This is a genomic window from Parafrankia soli, assembly GCF_001854695.1.
In the GTDB taxonomy this organism is placed as follows: Bacteria; Actinomycetota; Actinomycetes; order Frankiales; family Frankiaceae; genus Parafrankia; species Parafrankia soli.
The window spans coordinates 133,994-150,871 of record NZ_MAXA01000235.1 but is presented as its reverse complement, the minus strand read 5'-3'; the positions used below and the strand labels follow the sequence as shown (position 1 = coordinate 150,871).

14 protein-coding genes and 1 pseudogene are annotated in these 16,878 nt (G+C 70.1%); 2 read left to right on the top strand and 13 right to left on the bottom strand.

Features of this window, described 5'->3' with window-relative positions:
- Nucleotides 1-5: 5 nt before the first annotated feature.
- The 4 genes from BBK14_RS24445 to BBK14_RS40590 all read right to left on the bottom strand — a co-directional run bounded on the left by BBK14_RS24445 (nucleotide 6) and on the right by BBK14_RS40590 (nucleotide 6,496).
- Nucleotides 6-1,961: a DUF1800 domain-containing protein gene (locus BBK14_RS24445; protein ID WP_071065649.1), complete on the bottom strand. Its 1,956-nt coding sequence runs from the start codon at nucleotides 1,959-1,961 to the stop codon at nucleotides 6-8.
- A 484-nt stretch (nucleotides 1,962-2,445) separates the two neighbouring features.
- Nucleotides 2,446-3,564 (bottom strand): hypothetical protein, encoded by a 1,119-nt coding sequence (locus BBK14_RS37315; RefSeq protein WP_071065592.1) that lies wholly within the window; start codon nucleotides 3,562-3,564, stop codon nucleotides 2,446-2,448.
- Nucleotides 3,565-4,203: 639 nt separating this feature from the next.
- Nucleotides 4,204-5,283, bottom strand: coding sequence for a class I SAM-dependent methyltransferase (locus BBK14_RS24435; protein WP_071065591.1), 1,080 nt, complete (start codon nucleotides 5,281-5,283; stop codon nucleotides 4,204-4,206).
- 751 nt (nucleotides 5,284-6,034) lie between these two features.
- Complete coding sequence (locus BBK14_RS40590; RefSeq protein ID WP_241831815.1) at nucleotides 6,035-6,496, bottom strand: hypothetical protein; 462 nt, start codon at nucleotides 6,494-6,496, stop codon at nucleotides 6,035-6,037.
- A gap of 13 nt (nucleotides 6,497-6,509) precedes the next feature.
- Between BBK14_RS40590 and BBK14_RS40585 the strand changes: the two genes are divergently transcribed.
- A complete protein-coding gene (locus BBK14_RS40585; protein ID WP_235013872.1) occupies nucleotides 6,510-7,196 on the top strand; it encodes a glycoside hydrolase family protein in 687 nt (228 codons plus the stop codon).
- A 27-nt stretch (nucleotides 7,197-7,223) separates the two neighbouring features.
- On the opposite strand, the gene BBK14_RS24420 is transcribed toward BBK14_RS40585, so the two are convergent.
- A complete protein-coding gene (locus BBK14_RS24420) occupies nucleotides 7,224-7,988 on the bottom strand; it encodes a pirin family protein (RefSeq protein WP_071065648.1) in 765 nt (254 codons plus the stop codon).
- A gap of 54 nt (nucleotides 7,989-8,042) precedes the next feature.
- On the opposite strand from BBK14_RS24420, the gene BBK14_RS24415 reads away from it, so the two are divergent.
- Entirely contained in the window at nucleotides 8,043-8,597 is a 555-nt protein-coding gene (locus BBK14_RS24415) for a MarR family winged helix-turn-helix transcriptional regulator (protein ID WP_235013873.1), read from the top strand.
- Between the two features lie 34 nt (nucleotides 8,598-8,631).
- On the opposite strand, the gene BBK14_RS40580 is transcribed toward BBK14_RS24415, so the two are convergent.
- From BBK14_RS40580 to BBK14_RS24375, 8 genes and pseudogenes are all read right to left on the bottom strand, one after another.
- Nucleotides 8,632-8,871 carry an HNH endonuclease signature motif containing protein gene (locus BBK14_RS40580; protein ID WP_071065588.1) on the bottom strand — a complete coding sequence of 80 codons (240 nt, stop codon included), beginning with the start codon at nucleotides 8,869-8,871 and terminating at the stop codon, nucleotides 8,632-8,634.
- A gap of 73 nt (nucleotides 8,872-8,944) precedes the next feature.
- Nucleotides 8,945-9,694: pseudogene (locus tag BBK14_RS35850) on the bottom strand (DUF222 domain-containing protein); the annotation flags it as partial.
- Nucleotides 9,695-10,177: 483 nt separating this feature from the next.
- Nucleotides 10,178-11,473, bottom strand: coding sequence for an FAD-dependent oxidoreductase (locus BBK14_RS24400; protein WP_071065586.1), 1,296 nt, complete (start codon nucleotides 11,471-11,473; stop codon nucleotides 10,178-10,180).
- On the bottom strand, nucleotides 11,463-13,502 hold the full coding sequence (gene ftsH, locus BBK14_RS24395; protein ID WP_241831814.1) for an ATP-dependent zinc metalloprotease FtsH: 2,040 nt from the start codon (nucleotides 13,500-13,502) through the stop codon (nucleotides 11,463-11,465). Before ftsH ends, BBK14_RS24400 begins: the two co-directional genes overlap by 11 nt.
- Nucleotides 13,503-13,649: 147 nt before the next feature.
- Complete coding sequence (gene ypfJ, locus BBK14_RS24390) at nucleotides 13,650-14,546, bottom strand: KPN_02809 family neutral zinc metallopeptidase (RefSeq protein ID WP_071065585.1); 897 nt, start codon at nucleotides 14,544-14,546, stop codon at nucleotides 13,650-13,652.
- Between the two features lie 102 nt (nucleotides 14,547-14,648).
- Nucleotides 14,649-14,912 (bottom strand): DUF2277 domain-containing protein, encoded by a 264-nt coding sequence (locus tag BBK14_RS24385; RefSeq protein ID WP_071065584.1) that lies wholly within the window; start codon nucleotides 14,910-14,912, stop codon nucleotides 14,649-14,651.
- 123 nt (nucleotides 14,913-15,035) lie between these two features.
- Nucleotides 15,036-15,866, bottom strand: coding sequence for a PhzF family phenazine biosynthesis protein (locus tag BBK14_RS24380; RefSeq protein ID WP_071065583.1), 831 nt, complete (start codon nucleotides 15,864-15,866; stop codon nucleotides 15,036-15,038).
- A 6-nt stretch (nucleotides 15,867-15,872) separates the two neighbouring features.
- Nucleotides 15,873-16,736, bottom strand: coding sequence for a prephenate dehydratase (locus BBK14_RS24375; protein WP_071065582.1), 864 nt, complete (start codon nucleotides 16,734-16,736; stop codon nucleotides 15,873-15,875).
- Nucleotides 16,737-16,878: the final 142 nt, after the last annotated feature.

Here is a 16,878-nt window from a genome sequence, read left to right as displayed (position 1 = left end):
GCCGCCTATCCGTAGACGTGGTAGGGGGAATCGAGAATGAGCGAGCCGAGCTGGCCGACGAGATACTCGTTTTCCGCCGGCTTCCGCGACCCGCGGTCACCGAGGAATGTCGCCAGTGCCGCGCCGTGCTCGGGCGCGAGCGGCTGGAACACGAGCCGCCGGGCCAGCACGTCCACCACCTCGGCCATGGCGGCCGGTGGCGCGTCCCCGAGCAGGCTGTTCACCGCCGGGGTTCCCAGACCCTTCGGATACCACCCGTTGAGAAGGTTCCGGTGCATGTTCCACCGGCCGATCGTGGCTGACGCCGAAACCCATCGCTCCGCCCGCAGTGGATATCCGTCCGGAGCCGGCCACGCCAGCGGTGCCATTCCCATGTCGTTGGCCATCCAGTACAGCGCGACGACGGGTTCGGTGCCCGAGGCCGGCGGRCCGATCCCGAGAACGCGCAGCGTGGCGACGATGTCCTCCAGCGGCCGGCGGGTGCGCAGGCCCACTGCCTGGCCGAACTCGGCGGAGGTGAACAACGCCTTCAGTACCGGTGCGATCGCGGTGTCGTTCGCCAGGTAGGTCTGCGCCAGCATGTCGCAGAGGGACTGCGGCGGATCGTCCGCGACGAAATAGGTCGCCAGCTTGCGGGTGAGGTACGCGGCGGTCGCCGGGTGATGCGCCAGATGGTCCAGGTAGGCCTTCATCACGGCCTCCCCACCCTCGGCGGAGCCGTTCGGCGAGGAGAAGTCCAGCACCTGGACCGGGCCGACGTAGTGGTCTTTCGACTTGAACGCGTACTTCTTCGACTCGGCTTCGATGGAGATCCCGGTCAGGATGCGGGCGCTGTTCAGGACCCCGTCCTGGCCGTAACCGGCACCCACGCCGACGGTGTGCAGTTCGAGCAGTTCCCGTCCGAGATTCTCGTTGAGCGCCCGCACGGTGGACCGGTCGGCGTTCAGCCGACGGATCATCGCCGGGCTCGTCGTCTCCGCGAGCAGCAGATCCGCGAACCGGCCCAGTGCGTTCGGTCGGATGACCTCCCGGTCGTCCGGGAACGAGTCCCGCCACAGGTTGTCGTTCGGGTAGCCCTTGTTGAACACGTGTGACTGCCAGAAGTCGACCATCCGCTCCAGCAGTTGGCGGTTCGACCAGGTCATTCGCGCGATCGAGGCCACCGCGAGCCCGATCACGTCCTTGTAGTCGATGTCGCCCTCGATGGCGTGGAGCTCGCGGCCGGTCTTGGCCAGGAACGGGAAACGACCGAGGACCGCGTCGACCGTCCCGTCGCCAATCGAGGCCGGATCGAGCTGTCGGTCCAGCCATGCTCCGACACCCGCAGCCTTCACCTCTGCCACCAGCTCCGGTGTCGGCCCGAACGTGGCCCGGTTCAGCAGGTGCACCACCGGGTCGCGCCCGCGCAGGAAGGCCGGTGTCGCGGCACCGGCACCGCCCCCGGCGGGCGGGGGAGGCGATGCCGTCGGGGACGGACCGGGTGTGCCCGGTGCACCCGGCGTGCCCGGTGTCGTAGGCATGGTGGTCGGCGTGCCGGTGGCCGTCGGCGCCGTGGTGGGCCCGCCGGTCATCGGAGGTCGCGTGGTCGGTGCGACGGCCGTCGCCGTGGCCGTCGGTATCGCTCCGCCGCCACCGCCGGGGCCGCCGAACGAGCAGCCTGCGGCGGTCAGCCCGAAGGCCGCCAGCGAGCCGAACAGTCCGCGTCGGCTCGCTGTGCCGGCCGTCGTCCGAGATCCGTCGTGCGGGGCTGCGTCGTGCGGAGTGCGCGGGTCCACGTCGTGAGGGGCGGCGTCCTGCGGGTTGCGTTGGTCCGTGTCGTGCGGGGTGCGTGGGGTGTTCGGGTTGCGTGGGCCGTTCGGTTTGTGCGGCCGGGCGCGGTACCGGAGTCCCGTGAGTCCCGCGACGCCGCCCCGCGGCGGTGAGCCGACCGGCGTCCGGTCGGCTTCGTGCCTGCCTGCCATGCAGACCATCCCTGTTGGAGTCGAGCCCTGAGACCCCCCCAAGGGCCCGTTCGGTTACTCGACGGCGTCACAGTAATGCGGCGCCCGGACCCTGCCCGGGGAGGTCCGTCTCGTTTTTCAGGGTTTGACGTGGTGTAGCGCAACGATCCGGCGATGGGAGTTCGTCGGGAGCCGGTTACCGCGGGTGGTCTCCTCAAATGATCGCCAGGATGGTGGAGATGTGCTGTGCTACAGGCGATGTCGGGTGCTGGTCGGGAGCGCCCCAGGTGGGGGCCATGCATTCGTCTCGCCGGTGGAACCCTTGGAATGCCATGGGAAGACCTATGGACGACCTTGTTGCGGCTGGGCCGATGGCCAGGAGTGCACGTTCGGTGCCCGGAAAGACACGTGGCGAAGTGTCCTGTGGGTCACTCCGGCGCTCGGTCGGCGACGCCCATGGAGCGCCCGTAGTGCTGGTTGTGGACCGTCGCGGCGGCCGGCCTGCTTACGGCCGGCCGTACTCCCGGCTGTGCTGCCGGACGTCGTCGAGCGCGGGGAACTGATCCGGCCCGGTCGCGGCGGCGGGCACGAGCGCGAGATCGGATCGGCGGCTTCGCTCCTGAAACGACCGGCGCCTCAGCCCGCCGGCGAGGGGAGCGCCTGCCAGCCCGGCCACCGCGAGGCCGACTGCCAGCGTGTTCATCCCGGTGAGCAACGCCTGCTCCGCACCGGAGCGCGGCACCGCCATACGCGTACCTGGCCGTGGCCCTGCTCTACCGCCCGTGCTTCCGCCGGTGGCACTGTCACCGGCAGTGCTGTCATCGGTGATGCTGCCTCCGGTGCCGGCACGGACGGAGCCGGGACCATCGCCGCCCGCCGGCCCGTTCGCCACGCCACCGCTCGTCGCGGAGCCGGCCGAGGTGCCGTCGGGGGGAGCGTCGCCGGTCGGTGCTCCGCCGGCCGCGGTGCCCTGTTGGACGGGGGCGTCGCCTCCCGGGCTGGCACCGTCCGTTCCGGTCCCGCCTCCCGTGCCGGCGCCGATGCTGCCTGCCGTGTCCGTCCCGCTTCCTGCGCCCGTGCCGGTTCCTGCCGGTGAACCGGGACCGGAGCTCGTTGTCCCGCCGCTGGACCCCGTCCCGGCGGCGGGCGCGGGCCGCTGCCGGGTTACCGGCGGACCAGGCGGAGCCTGCGTAGGTGCGGGTGCCGAGTTGCCGCGGGCCGCGGCCTGGCGGGAGAACTCGGCGATCGCCTCCGCCGCCTCCTGGAATCGGCGGATGCTCTCGGACTCCTCGTCGGGCCCCAGATCAACGTCGACGTCGATCTGCCCGAGCACGTCCTCGGCCTCGAACGCGATGAGGGCGGCCCGAGCCGGTGCGGTGACCTCCCGGCTCGGCGTGCCGGCCTGCGCTGCGGCGGTCGGCATGAGGAGAGCCACGGTGAGTACCGAGGGCAGCGCCGAGATCAGCAGCGTGCCCGGCAGCAGGCGACCGCGTGCCGTCGACGGTGTCGCACGGCTCCCACCGGAAGCCGCTCGCGTCCGGTGGGAATCGGCTCCCGGACGCTGGGGATTCGAGCCCGGCCACCACGCCGACCGCCGCGTCGACGTCCCCCGCACCGTACGCATATTCAGTCCTTTCGCTTCCGCCAGTCCGATTCTGGCGGTTTACCGCGGGTCGACGGCGGTTTGCCGGGCGTCTCATTCGCGACAACGTGGCACTTTGTCGTTGTTTGCGGCCCTACGTCCGGTCCGGGTCGGGTCGCCGGCCGACCGCAGCGCGCTGCGGGCACCCCGATGAGCGCCATGAGAGTGCTATGAGCCATACGAGACCTACGTGCCCCACGAGACCGTCGGGCACGTGCGACGAGCCGCCGGTGTCCGGGGCGGCTCCAGGTGCGGTGCCCCGGGCGAGTACCGGCAGAAGACGTCCAGGTCCTGGCGCCTACCGGCTCGGTGGGCACGTGGCGGCGGTCCCCTGTGGGGTGGCCGTCACGGCAGTCTCCGGCGCGGCGCTCCGGCGGGCAACGCCCCACGCCGGACGGGCGACGGCAGGGTTCGAGGGGCCGCCGCCGAACGCCCGTACGCCGCAGAACATGAAATGGCAGCTAAAAATTAGCTCGGTATCCGCGGGCGCGAAAACGTTTTCGCGGACGGTGCGGCGCAGCCGTTGCGGGAATCATCCCCGACGGACGTCGAAACCGCCGGAATCCTCGCCTGCTGGAATTTTCGGCCGGCGCTCGTCAGGCCGGCGGATCTACCTCGCGCCTATTCGTGCGCCGGCACGCGGCAGTGCCACGTGAAGTACATGTAGCCCGGGCTGATCCCGAGCCGGTGCTCGGCCGCTCGGTCGGCGATTACCTTCAGGTCCGCGGCGATCACCCCGTCGAGCATTCCGGGGACGTCGAACTCCCGGGACCAGTCGGGCCACAGGTTCTCCCCGGTCAGCGCGGCCTCGAGCATCGACGCGGTGCACAGCAGGTCCGCCTCGAACCCGGATTTGCGTAGCCGCTCGGTCAGATCGAACCCGAAGCGCCAGAAGACCGGGGTCCAGTCCATGTGGAACTCGGGTTCCGTCGGCGGCGCGGTCACCCCCTGGCCGACCGGGACCTGCAGGATGAGGTGCCCGCCCGGGGCGATCACCCGGCGAAGCTCCGCCAGCGCACTGTCCGTGTCCGGAACGTGCTCGAGCACGTGCGAGCACAGCATGACGTCCAGCGACGCGTCCGGCAGGTCAATCGCCTGCAGATCGAGCCGGATGCTGCCGCGGTGCGCGCGCATGTCCAGATCGGACGTCCGGTAGAAGAACCAACTGGACATCGCCGAACGGTAGTCCTCGCCGAGACGCGGACTGCACTCGATGACCCGGAGCGCGGGGTTGAGATCCACCGACTGGGCCAGGCACCAGTGCATGAACCGGTCACGCCCGTTGGCACCACAGGACGGGCACAGCGACATCTCGACATGGCCGGCAAGATCGAACTCCTCGCCGTGCCACCGGCAGATGTTACAGATCACCGGGCCCTCGTCGCCGAGCGGAACCCACGGTGGGACCTCCGGGTCCGGCGCCGGGCGGCGCTCGCCGCCGAGGTCGTCCGAGCCGTCGAGACCGTCGGTTCCGGCTTCCGGCGCGGCCGTGTCCGTCAGCACCTCGCCGAGGTCCTGTGTCTCCGGCGGACGCAGCGCGGCTCGTCCGGCCCGGCCGGCCACCCGGTAGGCCGCGCCGGCCGCGCGTCGCATAACCGCCCGCGGGTCCTCTGCGAGCAGGCCGTTCACGCGCCTGGCCACGAAGTCCGCCGGTCCCCGGCCGCTGCCGGCCCGGTACATGCCGGCCACCCCATGTTCCATGTCCGTGTGCCCCCTGTCGGCGTTGCCGCTGCGTCTCCGTCCGGGCAGGCGACGGCCCCCTCACCCTCGAGGGGATGCCATGTCCCGCGCCGCCCGCCCCGGAATCCGCGTGCGCCCGGTCGAGACCCGGCGGCCCGATCGGCGCCCGTCCACACGCCGGCGCCTCCCTCGGCCTCCACCTGCTGTTTTCCCTGGTCACTGTCAGTGGGGAACGTGGGGGAGGAGTGGGGGTCACGCGGACATGTGTTCCGGGTTGGCGGCAAGACACCCACATCATCGCTCTTTGGGTCGAGACCCCTCGAAACTGGTCGGCGTCCTGGCCCGAATGTGTCATCCGCGTAGTCGGGACGATCGCCGTCCGCGGGACGTCCGACGGGATGCCCGCGGGCTGTCTACGGGCTGTCTACGGGGTGTCCGGTGGCCATTCGCCGAGCCTTCGCCGGTTGTCTGCTGGCCGTTCGCTGGTCTGTTCGCCAGCTGTGGTCCAGCCCGCTGGTCGCTCCTGCTTCGCGGCACCGCCGCGGTGTTTGCCCGTGGTCCGCTCGGACCGACACCCTGGCGTACCCACGCTTGCTGTGGCAAAGTGATCGCCGCTGTGCCTTTTGTCAGATTTTGCGGCAGTCCGTCGGCCAGCCACGACTGCCGGCCGGCCGGATCTCCGGCACGGCGCGGCCGGCGGAACAGCAGTTCATGGAAGGGCATTCAGGGGGCGAGGCAAGGAGAGATCCATGCGCAGGGTCGGCGTGACCGATTACGACGCCGGGGAACGGCGACGCACCGCGAACAGCGCGGCAACCGCGTTCGCGTCCGGGGCACGGACGCATCGGGCGGGTTCGAAGACGATCATGCGTCGCACGCCGAGCATGCTAAGGCTGCTGTCGGTGGCGTTGCTCGCGATGGTGGCGCTCGCGGGCTGCGTTACCCCCATCGGGGGTGGAGGCGGTCCCGCTCCGACGACCAGTGCGGCCCCCAGCCCCGCCGGCCCGACGGGCTCGCCGTCCGCCGGCCCCACCCAGGCTCCGGACCCGAGCTCGGGTCCGAACCCCGGCGTCACTCCGGTGCCGACCCTCACCTCGGCGCCGGTGACCACTGCTCCGGTGACCACTGCCCCGGGGGCCACGCCGAGCGCCGCGCCAGTGCCCACGCCACCCGGGTCGACCGATCCGCCTGTCGGGACGGTTGCGAAGGGCGCGAGCACCTGGTACTTCGACAAGATCGCTCCGTCGATGACGGATGCGGGAGTCTCGTGGTTCTACACCTGGGGAGCCGCGCCGGAGCGGATCGCGGCGCCGGCGGGAGTCGAGTTCGTCCCGATGATCTGGGGGCCGGGCTCGGTCACTCCGCAGACCCTCGCGACGGTGAAGGCCAACGGCCGCACCCTGCTCGGCTTCAACGAGCCTGACCTCCGCGGCCAGGCGGACATGCCGGTTCAGACCGCTCTCGATCTGTGGCCGCAGCTGGAAGCCACCGGAATGCGTCTGGGTAGCCCGGCGCCCGCCGCCGGCGCCGCGGACCCGAACAGCTGGTTCGGCCAGTTCATGGCCGGCGCGGCCCAGCGGGGCTACAAGGTCGACTTCATCGCGCTGCACTGGTACGGCAGCGACTTCGACCCCACCCGGGCGACCAGTCAGCTCCGTGCCTACATCCAGGACGTGTACGACCGATACCACCTGCCGATCTGGCTGACCGAGTACAGCCTGATGAACTTCTCAACCTCACCCGCGACGGTTCCGAGCGCTGAGGGCCAGGCGGCGTTCGTGACCGCCTCCACCGCGATGCTCGAGAGCCTTCCGTTCGTTGAGCGCTACGCCTGGTTCGCGTTTCCCGCCAATCCCGACAGCCGGACCGGCCTGTATGACGAGTCCGGCCAGCCGACCCCGGCTGGTGTCGCCTACCGGGCGGCCGGCCGCTGATCTCCGGCCGGCCGGTGACACAAGGCGTCAGGCGGACAGGCTGGCGTGCATCTCCCACACCATGACCTCGGCCGGCTCGACGGCGGTGATCCGCTGACCGCCCACCGCGGTGAACCTGACGGCGTCGCCCTCGTGCAGCTGCCCCGCGCCTTCGAGCGTCACCTCGCCCCGTGCGACGAACAGGTGCAGGTAAGGCGCGTCGGGCAGCTCGACGCTCTGCCCCACACCGAGCCTGGCGACGTGCAGAGCCGCGTACCGGTTCCTGATACGGATGGCGGCAGCGCCGTCGTGCCGTTCCATCCCGGACGCGACCGTGACGAGGCCATCCCGGAGCAACTCGTTGTCGATCTCGAGCTGCTCGTAGCCGGGTGCGATCCCGTTCTCGTCCGGCGCAACCCACATCTGAACGAAGTGAACGGGTTCGTCGTGCGGCTCGCCGCCGTCGGGCAGCCGCCACGAGTCGTTCTTCTCGGAGTGCAGGATGCCTCGGCCGGCGCTCATCCGCTGGGCCAGCCCGGGGTAGATCACGCCCGAGTTGCCGGTCGAGTCCTGGTGGACGAGCGAACCCCGCAGTACCCAGGTGACGATCTCCATGTCGCGGTGCGGGTGGGTCTCGAAGCCTGCGCCTGCGCGCACGGTGTCGTCGTTGTTGACCAGTAGCAGTCCGTGATGAGTGTTGGACGGATCGTAGTGGTGGCCGAATGAGAAGGAGTGCTTGGAGTCGAGCCAGTTGATCTTTGTCTTGGGGCGGTCGTCTGCGCGGCGGATGTCGACCTTCGACCGCTGTGTCATGTCGGCCACGATGGCCCCTTCCCATCTCCATGACGCATCATTAAGGTGCATGACGTGTCAATCAGATCCCGGGGTGACGCATTCCCGACCCCGCCACCCGAGGTCCCGCCGCCTGCCGCACCCGCGGTCGCGGGCGCCGCGGTGTCCTGGCTGACTCGGCGGGAGCAGCGCGTATGGCGGCGCTACCTGCTCATGACCAGCCAGCTCACCGTGTGGATGAACCGCCAACTCGCGGCGGAGGCGGGGATCTCACTCGCCGACTACGACGTTCTCGTCCGCCTCACCGACACCCCCGAAGGGCGCCTGCGGGTGACCAAGCTGGCCAGGGAGCTCTCGTGGGAGCAGAGCAGGCTCTCCCATCACGTCGCCCGGATGCAGCGGCGTGGCCTCGTGGCGCGCGAGGAGTGCGCCGACGACGGCCGCGGCGCCCTTGTCGTGCTCACGGAGCGCGGCCGCGCCATGATCGAACAGGCCGCTCCCGCTCATGTCGCTTTCGTCCGTGAGCATGTGTTCGACATGCTCACGGAAGCCCAGGTCGACGCCCTTGACGCGATCGCCACGTCAGTACTGACCCGGCTCGCCGCGGACGACCACCCGTCATCCGCCTGATTCGCCACCCGTGCCCCGGGACTTGTCGTCAAGATCATGAGGTCTCGGGCTCGAGATAGGGCGGCGGGGTGACCGTGATCCTTCTGCCCAGTGTCGTGGTCCACTCGAAGACACCCTCACGTGGCTGGCTGATCTGCCAGCCACTGCGGTGGCGCATGCGGTGATGTCGTCGACACAGAAGGCCCAGATTGTCCAGCGCTGTCCGGCCACCCACGGCGTCGGGGACGGTGTGGTCGAGCTCGCAGTGGACCGCGCGCCGGGCGCACCCGGGCATGCGGCAGGTGCGGTCGCGCGCGCACGTGACGTACCTGCGCCGGGGTGGGGTGCCGGCGGTCGGAGACGTCGAGGAGGACGCCGCGCTGGTCGGTCAGGAGTCGCCGCCAGGTCGACCCTGGCCGAGCGGCCATCTCGCGGGCGACAGCTCCGGGGATGGTGCCGACACCTGGGATCTCACCGGGCTCCGACGATATGCCGAGCAGTGTGGTCACGGGCACGACCACCTGGACGTCGCAGGAGAACGGCCGGCCGTGCTCGGCTCGTCCGGTGAGCAGGTCGACGACGACGTCGGCCCGGATCTGGTCCGTCGTCCGTTCGTCGTGGGTATCCCGGGCGGCGACGATCTCGCGGGTCACCTGGTCGACTCGCCGGTAGCAGGCGTCTGCCTCCTCCGCCGGGAGCAACGCGGACAGCGTGCTGCTGCCCTCCTCGCCGGGACGAACCCAGACCCGTCGCGCGGCTCTTCGTGAACGGGCCCGCTCCGCCGAGCCGTCGGGGTCGATCCGCTGGACCGTGCGTCGGCACGCATCGGCGAAGGCTCCCTGAGTGGGACGTGGCCCGCCTTCCAGCACGCGCCTCTCCACGGCGGCCGCCAGTTCGTCATCCAACGGGCGAACGGCGCGTTCCAGGGATCTCAACCGAGATAGATCAATTGCCCCGTTTTTCAGTGCCGTCAACGCGCGGGGGAGCCGATCCGTGATCGTGCGCGCGAAGGTCATGTCTCGCGCCACCGAGGTGGCGGAGGCGCCGACCTCGATCGCCACGTCCTCCGGAGCAAGCTCGTCAAAAGTCCCGGTCGCCGCCTCGCGCGGTGGATTCATATGAGTGATGGCCGATAGATCCTCCATCATTCCTGCCTGAAGCCAGCCGAGCACCTTTAACTTGGTGCGATACCTGTCGACACGATGACAGAATCGCCGCAAGAAGGGCGTGGCCTGATCCAGGTCGCTCCTCGCGGTTCCGGCGCCGGTTGCCGCGATTGCCTCGGCCAGGACCGTGTGGAGCGCGTCCACCAGGTCGAACGAGACGTCTGATCGCTGCGGTTCGGAATCCATACCCGCTGCCGTCGACGCCCAGGTCATGGAGCTGTCGAACTGATCCATCAGGTTCACCGCCCACCGTCAGTGAAATTCTTCGAACATGCGTTCGATCCTAGGGTAGGGTCGGCTCTGCTGGCAAGGGTTCGGGCGAGTCGTCCCGAGGGTGACCTGATCTGTGGGTGGGTCGTTTCGTGGGTGAATGGAAATAAGTAGATGAATTATACGGATTACAAAGACAGGCAAATTCTTTTGCTTCTTCAGTGGCTAACGATCACTCTCGTTGGTGGCTGCACGGGAGACGTTCTCCGCCGCGGTGTGTGGTGCGGCCTGTCCGACCGCCTCGGGTCGGAGCCCGACGCCGACCGCACGGGCGAGCACGCGCTGGGCGGCCGGTATCCGGGCGAGGAGCCGGACCGGCATGGGCGCCGTGACCGRCTTGTCGCCGGCCTCCAGCACCGGGCGCAGCAACCCTCGTTGGGCGACCCGCTGCGCAAGCTGGGTGAGGATGGTCGGTGGCGTGCGGCGACGCTGTACCGCGGCCAGCCGCCCGGGCGGTGGTGCGGTTCCGGTGCCCCGGCCGGCGCGCAGGGGCGCACGGAGGATACGTGCCGCGGCGACCGCGTCCTGGATCGCCAGATTGATCCCGACCCCGCCGATCGGCGACATCGCGTGAGCGGCGTCCCCTATGAGCAGTGCGCCGGGAGCGTGCCAGCGCCGCACCCGGTCGACCTGCACCCTCAGCAGGTGGACGTCCTCCCAGCTTCTGATCTCATCGACCCGGTCGGCGAGGTCCGGAGCGAGCGTCGCGACGTTGTCGCGGAGGCGGTCGAGTCCCGCCGCGTGCACGGCGTCGTATCCGCCCTTGCGGATCAGATAGGCGGTCTGCCAGTAGCTGCCCCGATCGATGCGGATGAGCATCCGTCCCGGGCCGACCAGGCCGCCGAGGCCATCCCCGTCACTCGCCCGGCGTGGGAGCCGGAACCACAACACATCCATCGGAGCGCCGAAACGTCGCAGTGGCAGGCCAAGCGACGCGCGGACGACAGATCCGCGGCCGTCGGCACCGACCGTGAGACGCGCCCGCACCACCCGGCGGCCCTGGGCGGTCCGAGCCTCGGCGCCCACCACCCGATCGCCATCCCGGACAAGGCCGGTCACCTCGTGCTCACGCAGCAGCGTGAAGGTCGGAATGTCGGCGCCGGCCTGCGCGAGCATCTCCAGCAGGTCCCACTGCGGGACGAAGTAAATGTAGGGATGACTCACCCGCAGCCGGGAGAAGTCGGCGACCTGGTAGGTCCCGTCCGCGAAGCTGAATCTCAGCCCGGTGACCTGGCGTCCGGGCAGGTCGCGCACGCGTTCGCCAAGGCCGATCGAATCCAGCAGATCGAGCGTGGACGGGTGCACGGTGTCCCCGCGGAAGTCGCGCAGGAAGTCGGCGTGCTTCTCCAACACGCAGGTCTCGAGGCCGTCGCGGGCGAGCAACAGGCCGAGCATCATCCCGGCCGGGCCTGCGCCCACCACACACACGTCGAACGCGGGGCCTGCGGCGTCAGGCATCATGCAGATGCAGTACCCACTGCCTCGGGACCCGAGCGCGGTCCAGGGGGATCAGGTCTGCAGGGAGATCTGCGGTGGGATGCCGCCGTCCGGACCTTCCCCCCGAGCCGTCTCCGTTCGGGCTGCGCGTGAAGCTCGCCATCGACGCGGCGGCGAGCTCCTCTACCACTGTGCCGTCGATGGTCTCCCGTTCCAGCAGGCGCGCGGTCAGGGCGTCGAGTGCGTTCCGATGCATGCGCAGCAGGTCGATGGCTCGCGCCTGAGCCTCCCGCAGCAGCCGTGCCACCTCRGCGTCGATCACTCGTTGCGTCTGCTCCGAGTAGGGGCGGGCCATGAGGTCGTCCCCGCCGAGGAAGTTGGGCCCGTCGGACGAGTAGCCCACCGGTCCGATCTCCTCCGACAGCCCGAACTCACGCACCATCCGGGTGGCGAGTTGGGTTGCGCCGGCCAGGTCGTTCGAGGCACCGGTGGAGCCGTGGCCGAACACCACCAGCTCGGCCGCCCGACCGCCGAGCCGCACGGCCAGGCTGTCCAGCAGATAGGCCTCGGAGTAGAGGTGCCGCTCGGCCTCGGGGAGCTGCTGGGTGACGCCGAGCGCCATGCCTGCGGGAAGGATGGTCACCTTCGAGACCGGGTCGGCGTCGTCGCAGAGCGCCGCCACCAGGGCATGGCCCGACTCGTGCACGGCGACGGACCGCTTCTCGTCCGGGAGCAGGGCGTTCGAGGCATCGCGTCGTCCGAGGAGAATGCGGTCACGCGCGGCGTCGAGATCGGCGGCGCTGACCACCGAACGTCCGTCGCGGACGGCGTTGATCGCCGCCTCGTTGACGAGGCTGGCCAGGTCCGCGCCGGAGAATCCGGGCGTGCCCCGGGCGATCCGGGTGAGGTCGGCGTCATCGGTGAGTGCCTTGCCACGGGTGTGCACGGCGAGGATCTCGGCCCGTTCGGACTGGGTCGGCAGCGGCACCGTGACCTGGCGGTCGAACCGACCGGGGCGCAGCAGCGCGTGGTCAAGGGTCTCGGGGCGGTTCGTGGCGGCGAGGACGACCACGCCCGACGTGGACTCGAACCCGTCCATCTCGGCGAGGAGCTGGTTCAGCGTCTGCTCGCGCTCGTCGTTGGACCCGCCGAACGCGCTGGAGCCGCGCCGGCCGCCGATGGCGTCGATCTCGTCGATGAAGATGATGGACGGCGCCCGCTTGCGAGCCTCGGTGAAGAGGTCCCGCACCCGGGATGCGCCGACACCGACGAACATCTCGACGAAGCCCGAGCCGGTGATCGAGAGGAACGGCACCTCGGCCTCGCCGGCGACGGCGCGCGCGAGCAGGGTCTTGCCGGTGCCGGGCGGGCCGACCATCAGCACGCCGCGCGGGCCGTGTGCGCCGACCTCAAGATACTGGTCGGGATTGCGCAGGAAGTCGACGACCTCGCTGATCTCCTGCTTCGCACCCTCGTAGCCGGCAACGTCACTGAAGCGGGTCTCCGGCCGGTCCGCCTCGGTGATCTTCGCTCGGGAGCGGCTGAACATTCCGAGCGCGCCGCCGCCGGAGAGCTGGCGCCGGGCCATGCGGCCGGACCACACGAAGAAACCGATCAGGAGCAGCAGCGGCAGGAAGCTCAGCACCACCGACCAGAACGACGTGCCCGTCCTGGTGGCCGTGATCTGCACCTTCTTGGCGGCGAGCTGACGTTCGAGCGCGGTTGTGTCGAGTGCGGTGGGGATCTGGGTGGTGAAGTCAGTGCCGTCGGTCAGCGTGCCGTCGACACCACCGCGGTCGTCGATGGTGACCGAGCGCACCACGCCGCTGTCGACCCGACCCACGAAATCGGAGTAGGTCAGCGAATCCGGCTGGGTGGCGAACAGGCTCGGAGCGATCAGCAGCATCACCGTGACGAGCAGCCCGACCGGGATGAGGAACCTGCGCCAGCCCGGCATCGGCGGCGGCGCGGGTTTCGGGGGAGTGTCCTTCGGCGGCCCGGATTTCGCCGGCGCGGAGGCATGAATATGGCCGATGCTCACACGGGAGATCACGATCTTCTCCTGGCGTCCACAGATCGGTCCGGATACCGGCTGCTGGCAGCCGGTGAATTGACGCCCATTCGCCCTTTCTATCAGCGATTTCTGCTGCGATGTATCGGGTCGGGCGGACGTCCCGTCGCGGGGACGCGCCGTGCCGACTCAGACCGGGACGGTGTCGCACGCCGCCATCGAGGCGCCCCGGTATCCGTTCAGGAAGGCCTCACTTCGCTGCTCCGCCGAGCCGTGGGTCCACGACTCCGGGTCGACGCGGCCGCCGGCCGAGGCCTGGATCCGGTCATCGCCCACGGCCTCGGCCGCCCGGAGCGCCTCGTCGAGCTCAGCTTCGTTGATCGTGACGTTGCCGGCGGAGTTCGCCAGCGTGCTCCACACCCCGGCGTAGCAGTCGGCCTGCAGTTCGAGCTGCACCGACAGCGCGTTGCGGCGGGACGGGTCGGCGTTCTGCGCCTCGCGCAGCCGCTGCTCGGTTCCGGTGATCGTCTGGATGTGGTGCCCGACCTCGTGAGCGACGATGTAGGCCTGCGCGTACCGGCCCTGCGCCCCGAAGTCCCGCTGGAGCTGCTCGAGGAACCCGAGATCGATGAAGACCCGTCGGTCGGGTGGGCAGTAGAAGGGCCCAACCTGCGCGGACGCCGTTCCGCATCCGGTCGAGACCGCGTCGGAGAAGTAGACCAGCCGCGGGTCGGAGTACTGCTGGCCGGCCCGGGCGAACTGGGCCGTCCAGACCTCGTTCACCTCGTTGAAGACCTTGAGGACGAAGCAGTCCTCGTACTGGTCCAGGGCGCCGGCAGTGTTGCAACGGGTGGCGATGTCGCTGCCCGTCGTGCCCTGTTCGGTGCCCGGCTGCGCACCCCCCGACCCGTCGATGCCCGTTCCGTTCGCGCCCGTTCCGTCGCCGCCGCCGAGCACGGCCACCACCAGGTAGATGAGCAGGCCGACCAGGCCGGCACCACCGCCGCCGATGGCGGCACCGCGGCCCAGGCCGCCGCGTCTGTCCTCGAGCTGGGACGTGTCGACCGACGAATCGTCGAACCGCATGGCCTGCCTCTCGACGCGCCTCGTGGATACCGTCCGGGAGTAGACGTCATGCGGGATACGTCCATGATKTGGCAAGGGCGAACATCGGGCGGGCCTGGGGGTTCAGCGCTCGAGACGGGCCCGTACCTCTGGTCGGCGCAGCGGCGGCACTGTCCCGGGCGGCTGGCGGCGCGCGGGCAGCTCCCTGAGCAGGCGGTGGACGCTCGCGGACACCTCGGCCACCGCCGCCTCGAAGGCCCCGGCCGCGGCGGGCGGTGGCTGGCGCAGGCCGCTCACCTTCCGGACAAACTGCCGGGCAGCCGCCTCGATCTCCTCGTCGGTCGCGGGAGGCTCGAGTCCGCGCAGCTCAGTGATGTTGCGACACATGACTCCACGGTAGGCCGGCTCCCGTGCCGTCTCGGCGGCGTGCCCGTGGCTCGCGGGTCCGTAACTTGCGTCGCCGTGGCTCGCGAGCAGGTGCCTCCCGGGCAGGCCGGGGGTCGGCGCCTGTCAGAGGTCCACGGTCCCCGAGATACAGGTGACAGTGTCGCCACCGACCCACACCGACCCGTCCGGATCACGGGAGAGACGGACCCTGCCCTCCCGCCCGAGCAGCGTCCCCTGGCTGACGACATACGCCCCGTCCGCCTTGCCGATGTCGAACAGCCAGGTCGCGAGGGAGGCGTTGAGGCTGCCGGTCACCGGGTCCTCGACAGTGGTGATCTGGGGCGTGAAGGCGCGGACTTCGAAGGCGCCCGGCCCGCCGGGCGGGTGTGGCCCGACAACCCCCACGGCCAGGTCGACGGCGCCCGGGCGGATCGCGAGCACGGCCGCGGCGGAGTCGAGCAGCACGCCGACCCAGCCCGGGCCGTTGTCCACCCACTGCGCGGCGAGGATGTCCGCCGGGTCGAGACGGAGCATCTCGGCGAGGTGCCGCACGAGTTCGGCGTCGGCGGGCTCGTAACGCAGCAGCGGCGGTCCCGAGAAGGCCAGTCCCGAGGCGTCGTCGCGACGGACGGTGATCAGCCCCGCCTCACATTCCTGCACGATCCGGTCGGGATCGCGCGGCGTGTGGCCGGATGTCAGCCAGGCGTGGCATGTCCCCAGAGTGGGATGACCCGCGAACGGAAGCTCGGCCGTCGGCGTGAAGATGCGCACCCGGTAGTCGGCCCCGGGTGCCGTCGGGGCCTGGACGAACGTTGTCTCGGAAAGGTTCGTCCAGGCGGCGAAGCGGCGCATCGCCGCACTGGGCAGCCCCTCGGCGTCGAGGACGACCGCGACGGGATTGCCCAGGCAACTGCCGGACGTGAAGACGTCCACCTGCTGGAACGCTCGCCGCATGACCGGTTACGAGCTCAGTCGCAGGGGGTCGAACCGCTCGCGGTATCGGCTGGCGCGGTAGACACCGAGGATGCGGTAGTCGGCGAAGAAGCCGAGTTCGGCGAAGGCGCGTTCCACCGCGGGATCCTCCGGGCTGCCCTCGATGTCGGCGAGGAACTGCGTCGCCACGAACTCGCCGCTGATCATGCAGCTTTCGAGCTTCGTCATGTTGATGCCGTTGGTGGCGAAACCGCCGAGAGCCTTGTACAGCGCGGCCGGCATGTTTCGCACCTTGAACACGAAGGTGGTCACGATCGGTCCGACGCCGGCCGCGGCCCGCAGGCGCTCGTTCGACAGGATGAGGAAGCGGGTCGTGTTGTGATCCTCGTCCTCGAGGTCGGGCCGGAGCACCTGCAGGCCGTATTCCTCGGCTGCCAGCCGCGAGGCGACGGCAGCCTTCGTCACGTCACCCCACTCGGCGACCTCGCGGGCGCTGCCCGCGGTGTCTGCGGCGGGCACGGCGGTGAGYCCGAGCCCGCGGATCGCGTTGCGGCACTGGGCCAGGGCCTGCGGATGGCTGTRCACGGTCTTCAGATCGTCCATGGTCGCCCGCGGCAGTCCGAGAAGCTGATGGCGTATGGGCAGGAAGAACTCACCGATGATGTGTACGGAGGAGTTCGGCAGCAGATGGTGGATGTCGGCGACCCGGCCCGCGGTCGAGTTCTCCACCGGGATCATCGCCAGACCGACCGTGCCGTCCTCCAGCGCGGTGAAGCACTCCTCAAAGGTCTGGAACGGTACCGCCTCGAAGTCGGGGTAGACGTCGCGGCAGGCGATGTGGGAGTTGGCTCCCGGCTCGCCCTGATATGCGATCTTCTGACTCCCGGTCATCGCGGGTTCCTGCCTCCGGTCTGTGGTTCTGCTGCAAAGCCGTCGCACGGGCGGTCCCGCCGGGCCCGCCGTGGCTGGCTGGTCGGCGCACGGCCTGGACGTCCGGCCGTCGTATCCGACGGTACCGGGCCGCCACCCCGGC